Below are 16,244 nucleotides of genomic sequence, written 5' to 3' on the forward strand. Positions count from 1 at the left end.
GAAATCGGGCGATTTTGCGTCTGTTGACCATCTCCTCCCCGAGGGGGCTTCCGCGGGCCCGGCGATTATGTATAGCATCATATATAACTTCGGCCCCTGAGGAGCGGCGATGCGCGGTCCACGCGACCGGATGGTGGTTTCGGCCGCCCTGCTGATCAGGGAGCGCGGCGCCCACGCCACCGCCATCTCCGACGTCCTCGAGCACAGCGGCGCGCCGCGCGGATCGGCCTACCACTACTTCCCGGGCGGGCGCACGCAACTGCTCTGCGAGGCCGTGGACTACGCCGGCGACCACGTCGCCGCGATCATCGCCGACGCCGCGAGCGGCCTCGACCTGATCGACACCCTGATCGACAAATTCCGCCAGCAGCTGCTCGACAGCGACTTCCGCGCCGGCTGCCCCATCGTCGCCGTGTCCGTGGAGGCGGGCGAGCAGGACGCCGAGCGCATGGCGCCGGTCGTCGAGCGCGCGGTGGCGGCGTTCGACCGCTGGACCGACCTGATCGCCCAGCGCTTCATCGCCGACGGCATAGCCCGGGAACGGGCCGGCGAATTGGCGGTCCTGGCCACCACCGCGCTCGAGGGCGCGATCCTGCTGGCCCGGGTGCGCCGCGACCTGATGCCCCTCGACGTCGTCCGCCGCCAGGTGCGCGAACTGCTCTTGGCTACGTCGTCGTATCGGGTGACCGGAGAGGATGTCCCACAGTGACCACAGACACGACCGGTGAATGGCACTCCACCGCATGCATCTTGTGCGAATGCAACTGCGGCATCGTCGTTCAGCTCGACGATCGCCGGCTGGCCCGCATCCGCGGTGACAAGGCGCACCCGGCCTCGCAGGGCTACACCTGCAACAAGGCGTTGCGGCTGGATCACTATCAGAACAGCCGCACCCGGCTGACCGCCCCGCTGCGCCGCCGCGCCGACGGCAGCTACGAGGAAATCGACTGGGACACCGCGATCGTGGAGATCGCCGAGGGATTCAAGCACATCCGCGACACCTACGGCGGGGACAAGATCTTCTACTACGGCGGCGGCGGGCAGGGCAATCACCTGGGCGGGGCGTACAGCGGCGCCTTCCTGAAGGCGCTCGGCTCACGGTACCGCTCAAATGCGTTGGCGCAGGAGAAAACCGGTGAGTCCTGGGTCGACGGGCAGCTGTACGGCGGTCACACCAGGGGAGAGTTCGAGCACGCCGAGGTGGCGGTGTTCGTCGGCAAGAACCCGTGGATGTCGCAGAGCTTCCCGCGCGCCCGGGTGGTGCTGAACGACATCGCCAAGGATCCGGCCCGGTCGATGATCGTCATCGACCCCGTCGTCACCGACACCGCCAAGATGTCCGACTTCCACCTGCGGGTGCGGCCCGGCACCGACGCGTGGTGCCTGGCGGCGCTGGCCGCCGTCCTCGTCCAGGAAAACCTCTGCGACGAAACGTTTCTCGCCGAGCACGTGCGCGGCGCCGACACCGTCCGCGACGCGTTGCGCGACGTCGCGGTCGCCGACTACGCCCAACACTGCGGGGTCGACGAGGAACTGCTGCGCGCGGCGGCGCGGCGCATCGGCGCCGCGGCGAGCGTCTCGGTCTTCGAGGATCTCGGCGTGCAGCAGGCACCCAACAGCACGCTGTGCTCCTACCTGAACAAGCTGCTCTGGGTTCTCACCGGCAACTTCGCGAAAAGGGGTGGTCAGCACCTGCATTCGTCGTTCGCGCCCCTGTTCGGGCAGTTCTCCGGCCGCACCCCGGTCACCGGCGCGCCCATCATCTCCGGGCTGGTGCCCAGCAACGTGGTCCCCGAGGAAATCCTGACCGACCATCCGGACCGCTTCCGCGCCATGATCGTGGAAAGCAGCAATCCCGCTCACTCGCTGGCCGATTCGACCGCCTGCCGCCAAGCCTTCCAGTCGCTGGAACTGATGGTGGTCATCGACGTCGCGATGACCGAGACCGCCAGGCTCGCCCACTATGTACTTCCGGCCGCGTCCCAATTCGAGAAGCCGGAAGCCACCTTCTTCAACCTGGAGTTCCCGCACAACACTTTCCAATTGCGCCGTCCGCTGCTGGAGCCGTTGCCGGGAACACTGCCCGAGCCCGAGATCTGGGCGCGGTTGGTGCGGGCGCTCGGCGTGGTCGACGACGCGGATCTGCGGCCCCTGCGCGAAGCCGCCCAGCGGGGTCGGCAAGCGTACGCCGAGGCCTTCCTGTCCGCCGCCGCCACCAATCCCACGGTGGCTCAGCTACTTCCGTACGTGCTCTACGAGACGCTCGGACCGACCTTGCCGGACGGGCTGCGCGGGGCGGCCGCCCTGTGGGGCCTGGCTCAGAAGACCGCGATGAACTATCCCGACGCCGTGCGGCGCGCCGGTCACGCCGACGGCAACGCCCTGTTCGACGCGATCCTCGACAACCCCTCGGGCGTGACGTTCACCGTCCACAATTACGAGGACGACTTCGCGTTGATCAGCCACTCCGACCAGAAGATCGCGCTGGAAATCCCGTCGATGCTCGACGAACTGGCCGCGCTGGCCCGGACCCCGGCCGAGCTGACCACGCCCGATTTCCCGATCGTGCTGTCGGTGGGGGAGCGGCGCGCCTACACCGCCAACGACATCTTCCGCGACCCGTCGTGGCGCAAACGCGACGCCGACGGCGCGCTGCGGGTGAGCGTGGAAGACGCCCAGGCCCTAGGGCTCGTCGACGGATGCCGGGCCCGCATCAGCACCGCGGCCGGCAGCGCCGAGGCCACCGTCGAGATCACCGAGACCATGCTCGCCGGACATGCCGCCCTGCCCAACGGCTTTGGGCTCGACTATCTCGACGACGACGGTCACACCGTCGTGCCCGGAGTGGCCCCGAACGCCCTGACCTCGACCGGGTGGCGCGACCCCTACGCCGGTACGCCGTGGCACAAGCACGTGCCCGCGCGCATCGAGGCGCTGACGCCGGTCAGTTCCAGATCTTGACCCGGCGCTCCGGTTCCAGGAACAGCGCGCCGGTGTCGGCGCCGTCGAACGCGTCGTAGAAGGCGTCCATGTTGCGCAACACGCCGTTGCAGCGAAACTCCGGTGGCGAGTGGGGGTCCACCGCCAGCCGCCGGATCGCTTCGGCCTCACGGGATTTGGTGCGCCATACCTGGGCCCAGCCGTAGAACACGCGCTGCACGCCGGTCAGGCCGTCGATCACGGGGGAGGGTTGGCCGTTCAGCGACAGCTGATAGGCCAGCAGCGCGATCGACAACCCACCCAGATCCCCGATGTTCTCCCCGAGAGTGAACGCGCCGTTCACATGGTGGCCGCTCGACAGCCCCCTCGGGGTGTACGTGTCGTACTGAGCGATGAGGGCCTTTGTGCGAGCACCGAATTCGGCGCGGTCGGCGTCGGTCCACCAGTCGACCAGGTTGCCGTCGCCGTCGTACTTGGCGCCCTGGTCGTCGAAGCCGTGACCGATCTCGTGCCCGATCACCGCGCCGATGCCGCCGTAGTTCGCGGCGTCATCGGCCTCGGCGTCGAAGAACGGCGGCTGCAAAATGGCTGCCGGGAAGACGATTTCGTTCATCCCCGGGTTGTAGTACGCGTTGACCGTCTGCGGGGTCATGAACCACTCGTCCTTGTCCACCGGGCCGCCGAGCTTGGCCAGCTCGCGGTCGTGGTTGACGGCGTACCCGCGCTGGTAGTTGCCGTAGAGGTCGTCGCGGTCGATCACCAGCGTGGAGTAGTCCCGCCATTTCGCCGGGTAGCCGACCTTGGCGGTGAACTTGTCGAGCTTGGCCAGCGCCCGCTCCCGCGTCTGGGGCGTCATCCACTCCAGGTCGTTGATGCTCATCCGGTAGGCCGCCTGCAGGTTGGCCACCAGCTCGTCGATGCGCGCCTTGGCGCCGGGCGGGAAATGCCGTTGCACGTACAGCTTTCCGACGGCGTCGCCCATCAGGCTCTCGACCAGCGAGACCGCCCGCTTCCACCGGTCCCGGATCTGCTCGGTGCCGGTCAACCGGCGGCCGTAGAAGTCGAAGTCCGCGGCCACCACCTCGTCGGTCAGCCAGGCGGCCCGCGCGCGGATCACCCGCCACCGCGCCCAGCTCTTCCACACCTCGAGGTCCTCGCTGCGCCACAGCTCGGCGAATGACCGAACGTAATCCGGTTGGCGCACAACGACTTCCGCGAGCGCTTCGGGCTGGGTGCCCAGCGCGGCGACCCACGTGCCCCAGGCGAAACCCACCGACTCGTCGCGCAGTTCGGCGAACGTGCGCAAGTTGTAGGTGAGGTCGGCGTCGCGGCGCTTGACCACATCCCAATGCGCCTCGGCCAGCCGGGTCTCCAGCGCGACGATGCGCTCGGCGGTCCGGATGTGGCTTTCCGGGTCGCCGCCGAAGACCAGGCCGAACATCCGGGCGATGTGCCCGGGGTACGCCTCGAGCACCTCGGCGTGCTGTTCTTCGCGGTAATAGGACTCGTCGGGCAGCCCGAGTCCGGACTGGGTGAAGTGCACCAGGTAACGGGCCGAGTTCTTGGCGTCGGTGTCCACATACATCGCGACACCGCCGCCCACCCCGGTGCGCTGCAGGGCGCCGAGGGTGGCGGCCAGCGCGTCGGCGTCGGCCGCGTCGTCGATCACGGCCAGTTCGTCGAGCAGCGGGCGCACGCCGCGCCGCTGGACGGTCTCCTCGTCGAGAAAGCTCGCATACAGGTCGCCGATGCGTTGCGCGTCCGCGTCGCCGGCGGCCGCACCCCGCTCGCTGGCCTCGACGATCAGGTCCCGCACCTGCTCCTCGGCGCGGTCGTACAGCTGCCGGAAGGCGCCGTCGGTGGCCCGGTCCGCCGGTATCTCGTATTCGGCCAGCCAGCGGCCGTTGACGTGACCGAACAGGTCGTCTTGGGGGCGGATGCTGTCGTCTACGTAGCTCAGGTCGATGCCCGAGCGGAGGGCCGTATTCGTCACCCCGCCATCCTTCCATCTTTCCCGGGTGCGACGATCGGGCCATGTCCGAGGGCGCGCGCACCGAGCCACCTGCCGAAGAAGATGTCGTCGACGCCGGCGACGACGCCGAAGAGGGCGGCCACCCGACCGCCGACGACGCTGACGACGGCGAACCCGGCGATGGGGTCTTCTCGCATTACGGGGTGGCGTCAACGGTTCTCGGCGTGCTGTCGGTGGCCGCGGTCGTGCTCGGGGTGATCATCTGGTCCGGCCACCGCGACCAGGTCGCCGAGCGCGGTTATCTGAGCCGCGTCATGCAGACCGCCGCCGGGTGGACCAACGTGCTGATCAACATGAACAGCGGCAACGTCGACGCCAGCCTGCAGCGGCTGCACGACGGCACGGTCGGCGAACTCAACACCTACTTCGATGCCGCCGTGCAGCCCTACCGGGCGGTGGTGGAAAAGCTGCAGTCCAAGAGCGCCGGGCGGATCGACGCGGTGGCGATCGAAACCGTGCACCACGAGCTGGACGCCCAGCCCGGCGCCGACAGGCCCCCGGGGTCGGAATCGGTGACCACCAAGCTGCCGCCGTTCGCCAGCCGGACCGACTCGGTGCTGCTGGTCGCCACGTCCGTCAGCGAAAACGCCGGCGCCAAGCCGCAGACCGTGCACTGGAACCTGCGGCTGGACGTGTCCGACGTCGACGGCAAGCTGATGATTTCCGGACTGAGTTCGATCCGATGAGAAACATCTGGCGACTGTTCGCATTCGACATCGCAGCCCCGCTGGCCGCGATCGCCGCGTTGGTGGCCATCGGGGTGGTGCTCGGCTGGCCGCTGTGGTGGGTGTCGGCCTGCTCGGTGCTGGTCCTGCTGACCCTCGAGGGTGTCGCGGTCAACTTCTGGCTGCTGCGCCGCGATTCGGTCAGCCTCGGCACCGACGACGACGCGCCGGGGCTGCGGTTGGCGGTGGCCCTGCTGTGCACGGCCGCCCTGGCGGCGGCCGTCGCGACCGGATACACGCACTGGACGAAGACGGACCGCGACTTCACCGACGACTCCCGCAAGGTCGTGCGGATCGCCACCGGCATGGCCGAGGCCATGGCGTCGTTCAGCCCCACCGCCCCGACCGATGCGATCGACCGGGCCACGGCCATGGTCGTCCCCGAGCATGCGGCGGCGTTCAAGGAGCAGTACACCAAGTCCAGCGCCGAGCTGGGCCAGCACAAGGTCACCGCCCAGGCCGCCACGGTCTCGGCCGGCGTCGAGGCGCTCGGGCCGACGGCGGCCAGCGTCGCGGTGATCCTGCGGGTGACCCAGAACGCGCCGGGCCAGCCACCCAGTCAGGTGGCGCCGGCGCTGCGGGTGACGCTGACCAAGCGCGGTAGCGACTGGCTGGTCGCCGACGTGCTGCCGATCAGGTAGCTCAGTTGGATTCGGCCGAGGGGCCGGACTTCACCTTCACGAACCGGTCCGACAACCGGCGGATGCGGATCATCAGTGCGGCCGTCGGGCTGGTGCTGCCGTCGAGGTAGCCGCCCAGCTCCTCGGGGCTGACCCCGATGCGGGACGCGAACTCCTGCTGCGCGAGTCCCGAGCGGTCGATCAGTAGCCGCACGTGGCGGGCCACCTCGGCGCGCTCGTTGGCGTCCAGGTGGGTGCGGGCGCGCTCGAGCACCTCCCACAGCGCCTTGGCGATGCCGTAGGGGCGGGTGCCGCCGAGGACCTCTTCGACCTGGCGGGCGGTCCGCCCGTACGGGTCGCGCTTCAACGCGCCGGCGATGCGCTTCCAGGTGGCGATGTCACCGCCCTGCAGGGCCGACCGGATGGCGGCGGTCGGCCAGAACTCCACCGGCTGGTCCAGATCCGGAACGGATCCGGACGGCCCCTCGGACGGGCCACCGCCGCGGTTGCGCTGTTCGGGGGCCGGCCGGCGGGGCGGCGGTGGGGGGCGTCGGTCGGATGCCAACGTCACCTCGCCTCCTCCAGCATCGCTACCGCCACGGACAGGCAGCGTTCCCTGATCCCCTCCCAGTCCGAGTTCGCGTCGGCTTCCGACCCCTGGTCTTCCGGGTAGTCGCACGGATCGGGATCTGCGAGTCGACGGACCAACTGGGTGGCGATGCATTGCCGCCTGGACGATTCACAACAGTAATACCTGTCCATTCCGGCCAGCACCACCGCGGCGGTCTCGGGTTCCATCGCATCCACCATGTCTGCAAAGTCGGCATAATCGCGGCGACTGTTACGGCACATGATGAGGTAGCCCTTGAGCCGCAGGGTCTCCGCGCCGGTCGGGACCAGCAACCGGTCGCCGGTGGGCAGCTGCACATGGGTCGTCTCCACCGGGCTGCGCCGCGCGTACCTCGGACGGTCGGTGGCCCCCGCCGGTGCGGCGTCCGGGTCGGTCTCGAGCGCGTCGATCGCCACCGACAGGCGGCCCCGCCACAGCGTCACCGGATGAACGGGCCGGTCCGACCCGGAGATGGCCTTGGCGATCCCGTTGCGCGCCGCCAGCCCGCCGACGAGCTTCTTGGGGCCCGACGAACCGTTGGCATGGCCGTTGGTGGCGGTCTTCCTGTCGGCCGCGGTCACCCCGACGGCGACCTTCTCCTCGCCCAGCGCTACCTGGTGGGGGATCTGCCCGGGCCCCAGGCCGCGGGTGCGTTCCTCGTCGGGGCCCGACGAAGCCTGACCGCGGCCGCGACCGCAGCCGCTGAAGGCCAGTGGATCGGTCACGCAGATGGCGTCGGGCGCCAGGTGCTTGAGCTTGGCGGCGGACTTGAGCACCATCCGCAGGTCCGCGCTGGGCGCCACCAGCGCCGAGATGTCGTCGGGAATGACGACGACGTCGCCGAGGTCGACCTCCGGCAGCGGCCGGTCGAAGTCGACCGACGGCAGCACGCGGGACAGCCACGGCGGCAGCCACCAGTTCCACTGCGCGAACATCGCCATCAACGCCGGAACCATCACCAGCCGCACCACGGTGGCGTCCACCGCGATCGCCACGGCGCAGGCCACGCCGATCTCGGCCACCAGCGGCATGCCGGCGAAGGCGAACCCGACGAACACCGCGATCATGATCAGCGCCGCGCTGGTGATGGTGCGGGCGCTGGTGCTGACGCCGTAGGCCACCGCGTCACGGGTGTTGCCCGAATGCAGGAACCGTTCCCGGATGCGGGTGAGCAGGAAGATCTCGTAGTCCATCGACAACCCGAAGGTCATCGCGAGCACCAACGGGGGAACCGTGCTGTCGATCGAGCTGATCTGGGCGAAGCCGAGATCCTTCAGCCACCCCCACTGGAACACCATCACCAAACTGCCGTAGGCGGCCGCGACCGACAGCAACGTCATCAGTACGCCCTTGAGCGCCAAGAACACCGAGTGGACGGACACCAACAGCATCACGAACGCGATCAGCGCGACGAAGCCCAGCACCAACGGTTCGGTCGCCGACACCTGGTCGTCGAAGTCCTTGATCAGCGCGGTCGGGCCGCCGACGTCCACGCGCGCGGTCCCCAACTGTTGGACCTTGGGGAGCTCCGCGCGCATCCAGCCCACGGTTTCGCGGGCCCGCATGTCCTCGGGGTCCACCGACAGCACCGCGGACAGCAGCGCGCTGCCGTTGTCCTCGGCGTACTGGGGCGGTGACACCGAGACGATGTTCGGCGCCTGCGTCATCCGCTGGCGGACCGCGCCGACGGTGTGGCTGTGCTCGGGCGAGGCCGCCCCGCCCTCGGGGAAGTTGATCAGCACCCGGATCGGCCCGAGCGCGCCCGGACCCAACGCCTGGGCGGCGGCGCCGACGCCGGCGCGGATCTCGTGGGACGAGTCGAACTGGCGTAACAGGCTGTTGCCCAACACCATTGACGCCGCGGGCGCGGCCATCACGAGCAGCACCAGCGACGCCGCCAGCGCGGACATCCACGGCCGGCGCATCACCCATCCGATCCACCGGTTCCAGAACCGCGACTGCGTGCTTTCGGGCCGACGGGACCAGTGCAGGAAGCCCGACCGCTTGGCGGCCGCCCGGCCGAACGTCGCCAGCGCCGCAGGTGTCAGGGTGGTCGAGGTCAGCATCGCGACGGCGACGGCCAGGATCGCGCCGGTGGCCATCGACTTCAGCGCCGGGGTGTTGATCACGTAGATCCCGGTGAGAGACGCGACGACGGTCGCGCCGGACAGCACCACGGCCAGCCCGGAGGTCGCCATCGCGGCGTCGACGGCCTCGCGGGGCTGGCGCCCGCTGCGCAGTTCCTCGCGGAAACGCATCAAGATGAACAGCGAATAGTCCACGGCCAGCGCGATCCCGAACATCGACACCGTCGAGGTCACGAACACCGACATGGTGGTGTACGCGGAGAGCAGGTACACCAGGCCCATCGTCACCACGACCGTGCACACGCCCAGTGCCAGAGGGATCGCCGCGGCGGCCAGTGAGCCGAACACGGCGAGCAGGACGATGAGGATCACCGGCAGGTTCCACCGTTCCGCGGCGGCGATGTCGTGCTTGGTGTTGGCGGCCGCGGCGGCGCTCAGCGCGCCCTGGCCGATGACGTAGAGCCGCACCCGGCCGTTGGCGGTCTGGCCGGGCTGGTCGCCCTTGATGCCGACCTTCGTGCGGAGCTTCTTGGCGACGTCGCTGGTGTTGCGGGAATCGAGCCGCACCGACAGCACGTAGGGGCGATCGGGTTGCGGCGGCCGCTGGGTGGGGTTGGGGATCTCCGAGGTGCCGGGGACCTCGGCGGTGAGCCGTCGCAACTGTGCGACCGCCTCGTTCATGTCCTGGTAGGTGGCGTCGGCGCGGGGCGCGGCCACCAGCGCCAGCGATGACCCGCCCTGGTCGTGGTAGAGCTCCTCGAGCTGGTCGTGGACCGCCAGCGATTGGGAACCGGCCACGTCGAAACCGCCGCCGGTGAGGTTGCCGGATTGCGTCAGCGCCAGGTAGACCGCAGGAACCAACGCCAGCAACCAGCCTGTGAAGACCAACCAGCGGTACTTACGCAGGCTGCGGCTGAGGCGCATCATCAACTGCTGGATTTTTCTCGCTCCCCGGTTCTCGCGTAACGCGTGCAGGCGAGGATACCGGAGCACGCTGTGGTTTATGTGGGGTTATGTAGTTCCTGAGCTGCGGTGACGGCGTCGTTGCCAAGAAGCTGCGGAGTCGTTGTGAACCGGTGACCAAGCGGGATCTCGGTCACATCCGCAGTTCGCGGCTGGCCGGGCGATATCGGCGGTGGCAGGATGTCGGTTGGCCTGGCGGGTCCTCGGGGGATTCAGGGGGACCCGGCCATCGGTAAGGCCGTCCATTGCAGCTGTTTGCGACGCGCTCATTCGTGGCGGTCCGCGCAAACTGTGAGGAGTTCTCGATGACGACAGGCAGCGCTGGACGGCGTCGCAAAATCTTGGCCGGCCTGATCGCCGCCGCCGCGCCCGGCGCCGCCCTCGCGGTGCTCGCCGGTCCGCCGGCGACCGGCGCCAACGATCCGTGCGCGGCCAGCGAGGTCGCCCGCACCATCGGCTCGGTCTCGAAGTCGATGGGTGACTACCTGGATTCGCACCCCGAGACCAACCAGACGATGACCTCGATGCTGCAGCAGCAGGCGGGGCCGCAGTCGCTGAGCGGGCTGAAGACCTACTTCGACGCCAACCCGAAGGTCGCCGGGGACATGACGTCCATCGCGCAGCCCCTGACCAGCCTGTCGCTGCAGTGCAAGCTGCCGATCTCGATCCCGCAGATGATGGGCATGATGCAGCAGGCGCAGGGGGCCGCGGGCGCCCTGCCCGCGCTGCCCGGTAACCCCCCGGGCGCCTCCCCGCTGGGCGGAACGGGCGCCCCGCCCGCCGCGCCGCAGCCCGCTCCTCTCCCTGCCGGCACCAACCCGCTCTCGGGCCCGCCGCGCGGAAACACCGTCGGCTAGCTGTCCCGGCCCTCGGTCTCCGGGTTTCGGTCGGGCGGCAGCGGCCCCTGCAGGGCGGCCTCGGTCGGGTCGGCGGAAGCGTCGCCCGGCTGCGGCACGATCGGCAGCGGACCGGTGATCGGGTCGTCGTCGGAGTCGTCGACGTTCTCGGTGCGGAACACGAAGAAGAACACCACCCAGCCGACCGCGGCGATGAGCAGCCAGCTGATCAGCCGGTAGATCAGCATGGCCGAGATCGCGCTCGACAGGGACATCCCGCTCGAGACCAGCCCCGGCACCAGCACCGCCTCGACGACCAGCAGCCCGCCGGGCATCAGCGGGATGGTGCCGACCGCGCGGGCCGCGGCGTAGGCGACGGTCAGCCCGGCCACCGACGCGTGATCCCCGGCGGCGTACGCGGCGAAGCCGAGGCAGGCGACGTCGGCGACCCAGTTGAACATCGACCACCCGAACGCCACCCCCAGGTCGCGGCGGCCCAGGCTCACCGATTCGAGCTGCATCAGCGTCTCGCGCCACTTGTCCAGGCCGGTGTTGGCGGGCTTTCCGCGCACCGAGTTGACCCACGTCAGGACCCGGCTGCCGATGCCTTCGATCAGCTCCGGCCGCGAGGCGACGGCCTGCGCCAGCAGCAGCAGGGCGACGAAGCCGCCGAGCGTGAACAGCAACGAGAAAGGGTTGTTCTTCGCGCCCAGCAGGAAAGCGCCGCCCAACCCGAGCAAAGCCAATCCCACCGCCTGCAGCACGCCCGACATCACCAGCTGCCACGACGCCACCACCGTCGAGGCACCCCAGAGCCGTTGCTGGCGGAACAGGAACGTCGCCGACAGCACGGGCCCGCCGGGCAGCGTGGTGCTCAGCGAGTTGGCCGCATAGAACGCGGCCTCGGAGCGCAGTTGCTTGACGTGCACCCCGGCCGACTTGAGCAGGGTGCGCTGGATCTGGGCAAAGCTGTGCATGGACGCGGCCGCCGCCACGACCGAGGCGAGCAACCACCACCAGTTCGCCTCGTACAGGCTCATCCACGCCTTGGCCAGCTGATCCCAGCCCAGGGAAACCTCGACGGCAAGCACGATGGCAACCATCCCGAGGATGACCCAGCGCACCCACCAGTACTTCCCGCGCGGGGTTTGTTCGCGCGGGAAGTCGAGATTGCGGGCGGGTGCGTCGTGCGACACGTGATTTAGGGTAACGGTGCAGGTGGCGCGGCGATCGCTGCGCGCCGCCGACTGTGTCGCCGTCGTAACCGGATCGTGCCGGCTCCGACGGCTGCGGGCGACGCGCAGCCCGTCGCGAACCGATTCGGGGCGGCGCCGCTACCGATAGGCTGGCCAGATGTCAGCAAACGTCGACGACGCGTCGGTGGAACCCGTAGTACGCAAGACCGCAGCCTGGGCGTGGCGTTTGCTCGTCATCCTGGCCGCCGCGGTTGCCCTGTTGTGGGTGGTCAAGAAGCTCGAAGTCATCGTCGTTCCGGTGCTGGTGGCGCTGCTGCTGAGCGCGCTGCTGGTGCCGGTGGTCGACTGGCTGGACCGGCGGGGGCTGCCCCGCGGCGGCGCGGTGGCGCTGGTGTTGCTGGGGGGCTTCGCGATCCTGGGCGGCATCCTGGCGTTCGTCATCCTGCAGTTCATCGACGGCCTGCCGGGCCTGACCGAACAGGTGACGCAGAGCATCGAGTCGACCCGCCGGTGGCTGATCAACGGGCCCGCGCATCTGCGCAGCGAACAGATCGACAGCGCGGGCAACGCCGCCATCGAGGCGCTGCACAACAACCAGGCCAAGCTGACCAGCGGCGCGCTATCCACCGCGGCGACCGTCACCGAGCTGGTGACCGCGGCGGTGCTGGTGCTGTTCACGCTGATCTTCTTTCTCTACGGTGGCCGCAACATCTGGCGGTACGTGGTGCAGATCATCCCCGCCCACGTTCGCGACCGGGTGCACGAAGCCGGCAACGCCGGGTACGGGTCGCTGATCGGGTACGTGCGGGCCACCTTTCTGGTGGCGCTGACCGACGCGGCCGGGGTGGGCACGGGCCTGGCGATCATGGGCATCCCGCTGGCGCTGCCGCTGGCCTCGCTGGTCTTCCTGGGTGCCTTCATCCCGCTGATCGGTGCGCTGATTTCCGGCCTGCTGGCCGTGGTGGTCGCCCTGTTGGCCAAGGGCATCGTGTACGCGCTCATCACGCTGGGGGTGTTGATCGCGGTCAACCAGATGGAGGCCCACCTGCTGCAACCGCTGGTGATGGGCCGCGCGGTCTCGATCCACCCGCTCGCCGTGGTGCTGGCCATTTCCACCGGCGGCGTGCTCGCCGGGATCGTCGGGGCCCTGCTGGCCGTCCCGACGGTCGCGTTCCTCAACAACGCGTTCCAGGTGCTGCTGGCGCCCAATCCCGAGGCGGAAGCCGAGAAGCAGACCGAGGAGGCGGACGAGAAGAACGCCATCCTGCAGGCCGAGCCGGACAAACCGGGCTCCGACTGATTCCAGCGTCAGGAGGCGCCGGGGCGCTTTCCTATAACCGTCCCTCGCGGCGCAGCAGATCCGCCGCGGACAGCCCGCCGCCCGAGCGGCGCCGCTGCCGCGCCGGGTCGCCGTTCTCGCTCTGGCCGCGGGGGTTCACCGCCTCACCGGGGGCGTCGCTGTCGGGGTCGTCGGGGCGGTTGCCGGGCACGGGGATGGCCCGGGTCTGATCGCCGGACGGCGGAGCCGTCGGCGGGCGCTGGGGTGCCTGCGGGGCCGGCGGCGCGGGCTTGGCCGGGGGGCGCGGTTCGGCCGGCCGGTCCCGGCCCGGGGCGCCCTGCGCGGCGAAACGTGTGGTCTTGGCCTCGGTCGGCTGGTTCGGCCGCGCCGGGATGCGGGTGGTGTCCACGCTGTCGTCGGCCCGGGTGGTCGACGCGCTCGGGGTGGGTTCCTTTGCGGGCCTGGGTTCCGGCGCCGGGCGCGCCGGTCGCGACGGCTCCAGCGGCGCGGGGTGGGTGGGGTCGTGCGGCGGACGCGGCGCGGCGGCGACCAGGCTGGCCGCCACCGGCGGCCGCGCGGGGCGCCCGTTGAGCGTCGGCCGCTTGCGCTCGTCGGGCAGATCGATCTCGCCCAGCCCGATCTTGTTCTGCAGGCGCCGGGCCCAGCGCGGCGCCCACCAGCAGTCGTCGCCGAGCAACTTCATCACCGACGGCACCAGGAACATCCGGACGACCGTCGCGTCCAGCAGCAGCGCCGCCATCAGACCGAACGCCAGATACTTCATCAACACCAGGTCGGAGAACACGAACGAGCCCGCGACCACGGCCAGCACCAGCGCGGCGGCCGTGATCAGGCGGCCGGTGGTCGCGGTGCCGATCCGGATGGCCTCGGCGGTCGACATGCCGCGTTCGCGCGCCTCGACCATGCGCGAGACCAGGAACACCTCGTAGTCGGTGGCCAGGCCGAAACCGACGGCGACAACCAGCGCGATGACCACCACCATCAGCGGGGTCGGCGTGAAATTCAGCACCCCCGACAGGTGACCGTCGACGAAGATCCACGTCAGGATTCCCATCGTGGATCCCAGCGTGAGAGCGCTCATCACCGCGGCCTTGACGGGCAACACCACCGAGCCGAACGCCAGGAACATCAACAGCATGGTGGCGCCGAGCAACAGCACCAGCATCAGCGGAGCCTTGTCGAACAGGCTGTGGATGCTGTCCTGCTCCAGCGCCGGGGTGCCGCCTACATAGAGGTTCAGCCCCTTCGGGGGGTTGACCGCCCGCAGTTCGGTGATCTTCTTGGCGGCGTCATTCTTGTTGACCAGGCCGTTCTGGATCACCCGCACCGAGCCGTCCTTGGGCACCGTGGTGCCGTTCGGGCCGGCGACGCAGGGATTGCCGGCGATGGTCGGGCAGGCCCGCTCCTCCCATTGCTTGTCGGTGAACCCGCCGATCGAGGAGATCCTGTTGCGGATGTCGGCCACCTGCTGGTCGGTGACCTTGCTGTGGTTGTCGCTCTGGATCACCACCGTCAGCTGCTCGGTGCGGTAGCCGGGGAATCGCTTGTCGAAGTGTTCCTGCGCCAGGCGCACGGCGTTGTCGGGCGGCAGATACTTCTCGCTCATGCCGCCGAACGAGAGGTTGCCGAGCGGGATGACCAGCAGGATCATGCCGACGGCGATCGGGATGGCAAACGCCAACGGCCGCTTCATCACCCAGTTGACGAGTTTGCCCCAGAAGCCGGCCTCGACCTCCTCGCGGGTCTTGGTCTTCTGCAGCCGGTCGGCGAGCCAGTTCAGGTAGGCGCGTGAATACTTCCAGTTGCGCAGGAACGGCACCCGGAACGCGGTCCGCACGCCCAGCGCATCGACGTGGCGGCCGAGGATGCCCAGGCACGCGGGCAGGAACGTGATCGACAACAGCGCGGCAAGCCCTACCGCCGCGAAGATCGCGTAGGTCAGCGAATGCACGAAGCCCTGGGGCAACACCAGCAGGCTGGCGCTCGAGGCGATGATCAGCACCGCCGAGAACGTCACTGTGCGCCCGGCCGTCATCACGGTTCTTCGCACGGCGGCCTCGGTGTCGTAGCCCTCGGCGATCTCCTCGCGGAACCGGCTCACGACGAACAGCCCGTAGTCGATGGCGATACCCAGGCCGATCAGCGAGACCACCGGCTGGGCGAAGAAGTGGACCGGCCCGAACAGGGAGACGAGCCGCAGGATGCCCAGCGAGCCCGCAATGCTCAGCCCGCCGACGATGGCCGGCAGGCCGGCGGCGACCGCGCCGCCGAACACCAGGAACAGGACCACTGCCACCAGCGGCACCGCGAGGACCTCCATGCGGCGCTGGTCGGTCGCGATCGTGCCGGTCAGGGCGTTGGCGATTGGCTCGAGGCCGGCCAGCTCCACGTTGCCGCCGCCGAGCTTCTGCAGGCCGGGCGCGATGGCCTTGTAGTTGTTGAGGATGCTGTCGTCGTCGTCGCCCTTGAGCGGAACGCTGACGAAGGTGTGCTTCTTGTCCTCGCTGACCATCCCCTTGATCACGGGGTTGTCGCTATTGGGGGCCGCCAGCCAGCCCGCCCACCCGACGACCTGGTCGGGATGATCGGCCTTGAACTTGTTGAGCTCGGCGACGACCTTGTCCCGCCACGCCGGGTCCTCGACCGTCTTGCCGTCGGGGGCGGTGAACGTCGCGACCACGTGGCTGGTGCGGTCGCGGCCGTAGGTCTCGTCCCCCAGCACCGAGGCTTTGACGGATTGACTGCCGTCGTCGTAGAAGCCGCTCTGTGTAACATGCTTGCCCAGGCTGATGCCGAAGACGCCGCCGAGCAGACACAGAGCTACCGTGACCCCGATCACGATGTACCGATACCGGTACACAGTTCGACCCCACCAGGCGAACACGCAAGCTCCTTACTGGATCGTCTTAGTCGTCAACGACCCGCGCACTGGTTT

At 69.3% G+C, this 16,244-nt stretch carries 11 protein-coding genes; 6 read left to right on the forward strand and 5 right to left on the reverse strand.

Annotated elements, in window-relative coordinates:
• Window positions 1-109: 109 nt before the first annotated feature.
• Together QGN31_RS01265 and QGN31_RS01270 are read left to right on the forward strand one after the other, a co-directional pair.
• Complete coding sequence (locus QGN31_RS01265) at window positions 110-709, forward strand: TetR/AcrR family transcriptional regulator (protein WP_043955486.1); 600 nt, start codon at window positions 110-112, stop codon at window positions 707-709.
• A complete protein-coding gene (locus tag QGN31_RS01270; protein WP_043955484.1) occupies window positions 706-2,961 on the forward strand; it encodes a molybdopterin-dependent oxidoreductase in 2,256 nt (751 codons plus the stop codon). The genes QGN31_RS01265 and QGN31_RS01270 overlap by 4 nt, the downstream gene beginning before the upstream one ends.
• On the opposite strand, the gene QGN31_RS01275 is transcribed toward QGN31_RS01270, so the two are convergent.
• Entirely contained in the window at window positions 2,945-4,933 is a 1,989-nt protein-coding gene (locus QGN31_RS01275; protein ID WP_014943105.1) for a M13 family metallopeptidase, read from the reverse strand. The genes QGN31_RS01270 and QGN31_RS01275 overlap by 17 nt on opposite strands.
• A gap of 41 nt (window positions 4,934-4,974) precedes the next feature.
• Between QGN31_RS01275 and QGN31_RS01280 the strand changes: the two genes are divergently transcribed.
• Both QGN31_RS01280 and QGN31_RS01285 read left to right on the forward strand, forming a co-directional pair.
• On the forward strand, window positions 4,975-5,658 hold the full coding sequence (locus QGN31_RS01280; protein WP_014386014.1) for a hypothetical protein: 684 nt from the start codon (window positions 4,975-4,977) through the stop codon (window positions 5,656-5,658).
• Window positions 5,655-6,338 (forward strand): hypothetical protein, encoded by a 684-nt coding sequence (locus QGN31_RS01285; protein ID WP_008261908.1) that lies wholly within the window; start codon window positions 5,655-5,657, stop codon window positions 6,336-6,338. Before QGN31_RS01280 ends, QGN31_RS01285 begins: the two co-directional genes overlap by 4 nt.
• 1 nt (window position 6,339) lies before the next feature.
• Here the strand turns inward: QGN31_RS01285 and QGN31_RS01290 are convergent, their stop codons facing one another.
• Both QGN31_RS01290 and QGN31_RS01295 read right to left on the reverse strand, forming a co-directional pair.
• Window positions 6,340-6,888 (reverse strand): helix-turn-helix domain-containing protein, encoded by a 549-nt coding sequence (locus QGN31_RS01290; protein ID WP_008261906.1) that lies wholly within the window; start codon window positions 6,886-6,888, stop codon window positions 6,340-6,342.
• Complete coding sequence (locus tag QGN31_RS01295; RefSeq protein ID WP_009952659.1) at window positions 6,885-9,941, reverse strand: MMPL family transporter; 3,057 nt, start codon at window positions 9,939-9,941, stop codon at window positions 6,885-6,887. The genes QGN31_RS01290 and QGN31_RS01295 overlap by 4 nt, the downstream gene beginning before the upstream one ends.
• Before the next feature lie 341 nt (window positions 9,942-10,282).
• Here QGN31_RS01295 and QGN31_RS01300 point away from each other — a divergent pair, with 341 nt between their 5' ends.
• On the forward strand, window positions 10,283-10,834 hold the full coding sequence (locus QGN31_RS01300; RefSeq protein ID WP_043955887.1) for a hemophore: 552 nt from the start codon (window positions 10,283-10,285) through the stop codon (window positions 10,832-10,834).
• Here QGN31_RS01300 and QGN31_RS01305 read toward each other — a convergent pair.
• Window positions 10,831-12,009 (reverse strand): lysylphosphatidylglycerol synthase transmembrane domain-containing protein, encoded by a 1,179-nt coding sequence (locus tag QGN31_RS01305; protein ID WP_014943103.1) that lies wholly within the window; start codon window positions 12,007-12,009, stop codon window positions 10,831-10,833. The two genes, QGN31_RS01300 and QGN31_RS01305, sit on opposite strands and share 4 nt — an antisense overlap.
• A gap of 157 nt (window positions 12,010-12,166) precedes the next feature.
• Between QGN31_RS01305 and QGN31_RS01310 the strand changes: the two genes are divergently transcribed.
• Complete coding sequence (locus QGN31_RS01310) at window positions 12,167-13,309, forward strand: AI-2E family transporter (protein WP_014383468.1); 1,143 nt, start codon at window positions 12,167-12,169, stop codon at window positions 13,307-13,309.
• Between the two features lie 31 nt (window positions 13,310-13,340).
• Here QGN31_RS01310 and QGN31_RS01315 read toward each other — a convergent pair whose 3' ends face one another.
• Complete coding sequence (locus tag QGN31_RS01315) at window positions 13,341-16,193, reverse strand: MMPL family transporter (protein WP_043955482.1); 2,853 nt, start codon at window positions 16,191-16,193, stop codon at window positions 13,341-13,343.
• Window positions 16,194-16,244: the final 51 nt, after the last annotated feature.

The organism is Mycobacterium sp. 2-64, from assembly GCF_035918375.1.
Taxonomy (GTDB): Bacteria; Actinomycetota; Actinomycetes; order Mycobacteriales; family Mycobacteriaceae; genus Mycobacterium; species Mycobacterium intracellulare.

Coding starts and splice junctions, on each gene's coding strand:
- QGN31_RS01265 (WP_043955486.1), top strand. CDS start 110: ATGCGCGGTCCACGCGACCGGATGGTGGTTTCGGCCGCCCTGCTGATC.
- QGN31_RS01280 (WP_014386014.1), top strand. CDS start 4,975: ATGTCCGAGGGCGCGCGCACCGAGCCACCTGCCGAAGAAGATGTCGTC.
- QGN31_RS01285 (WP_008261908.1), top strand. CDS start 5,655: ATGAGAAACATCTGGCGACTGTTCGCATTCGACATCGCAGCCCCGCTG.
- QGN31_RS01295 (WP_009952659.1), bottom strand. CDS start 9,941: ATGATGCGCCTCAGCCGCAGCCTGCGTAAGTACCGCTGGTTGGTCTTC.
- QGN31_RS01300 (WP_043955887.1), top strand. CDS start 10,283: ATGACGACAGGCAGCGCTGGACGGCGTCGCAAAATCTTGGCCGGCCTG.
- QGN31_RS01310 (WP_014383468.1), top strand. CDS start 12,167: ATGTCAGCAAACGTCGACGACGCGTCGGTGGAACCCGTAGTACGCAAG.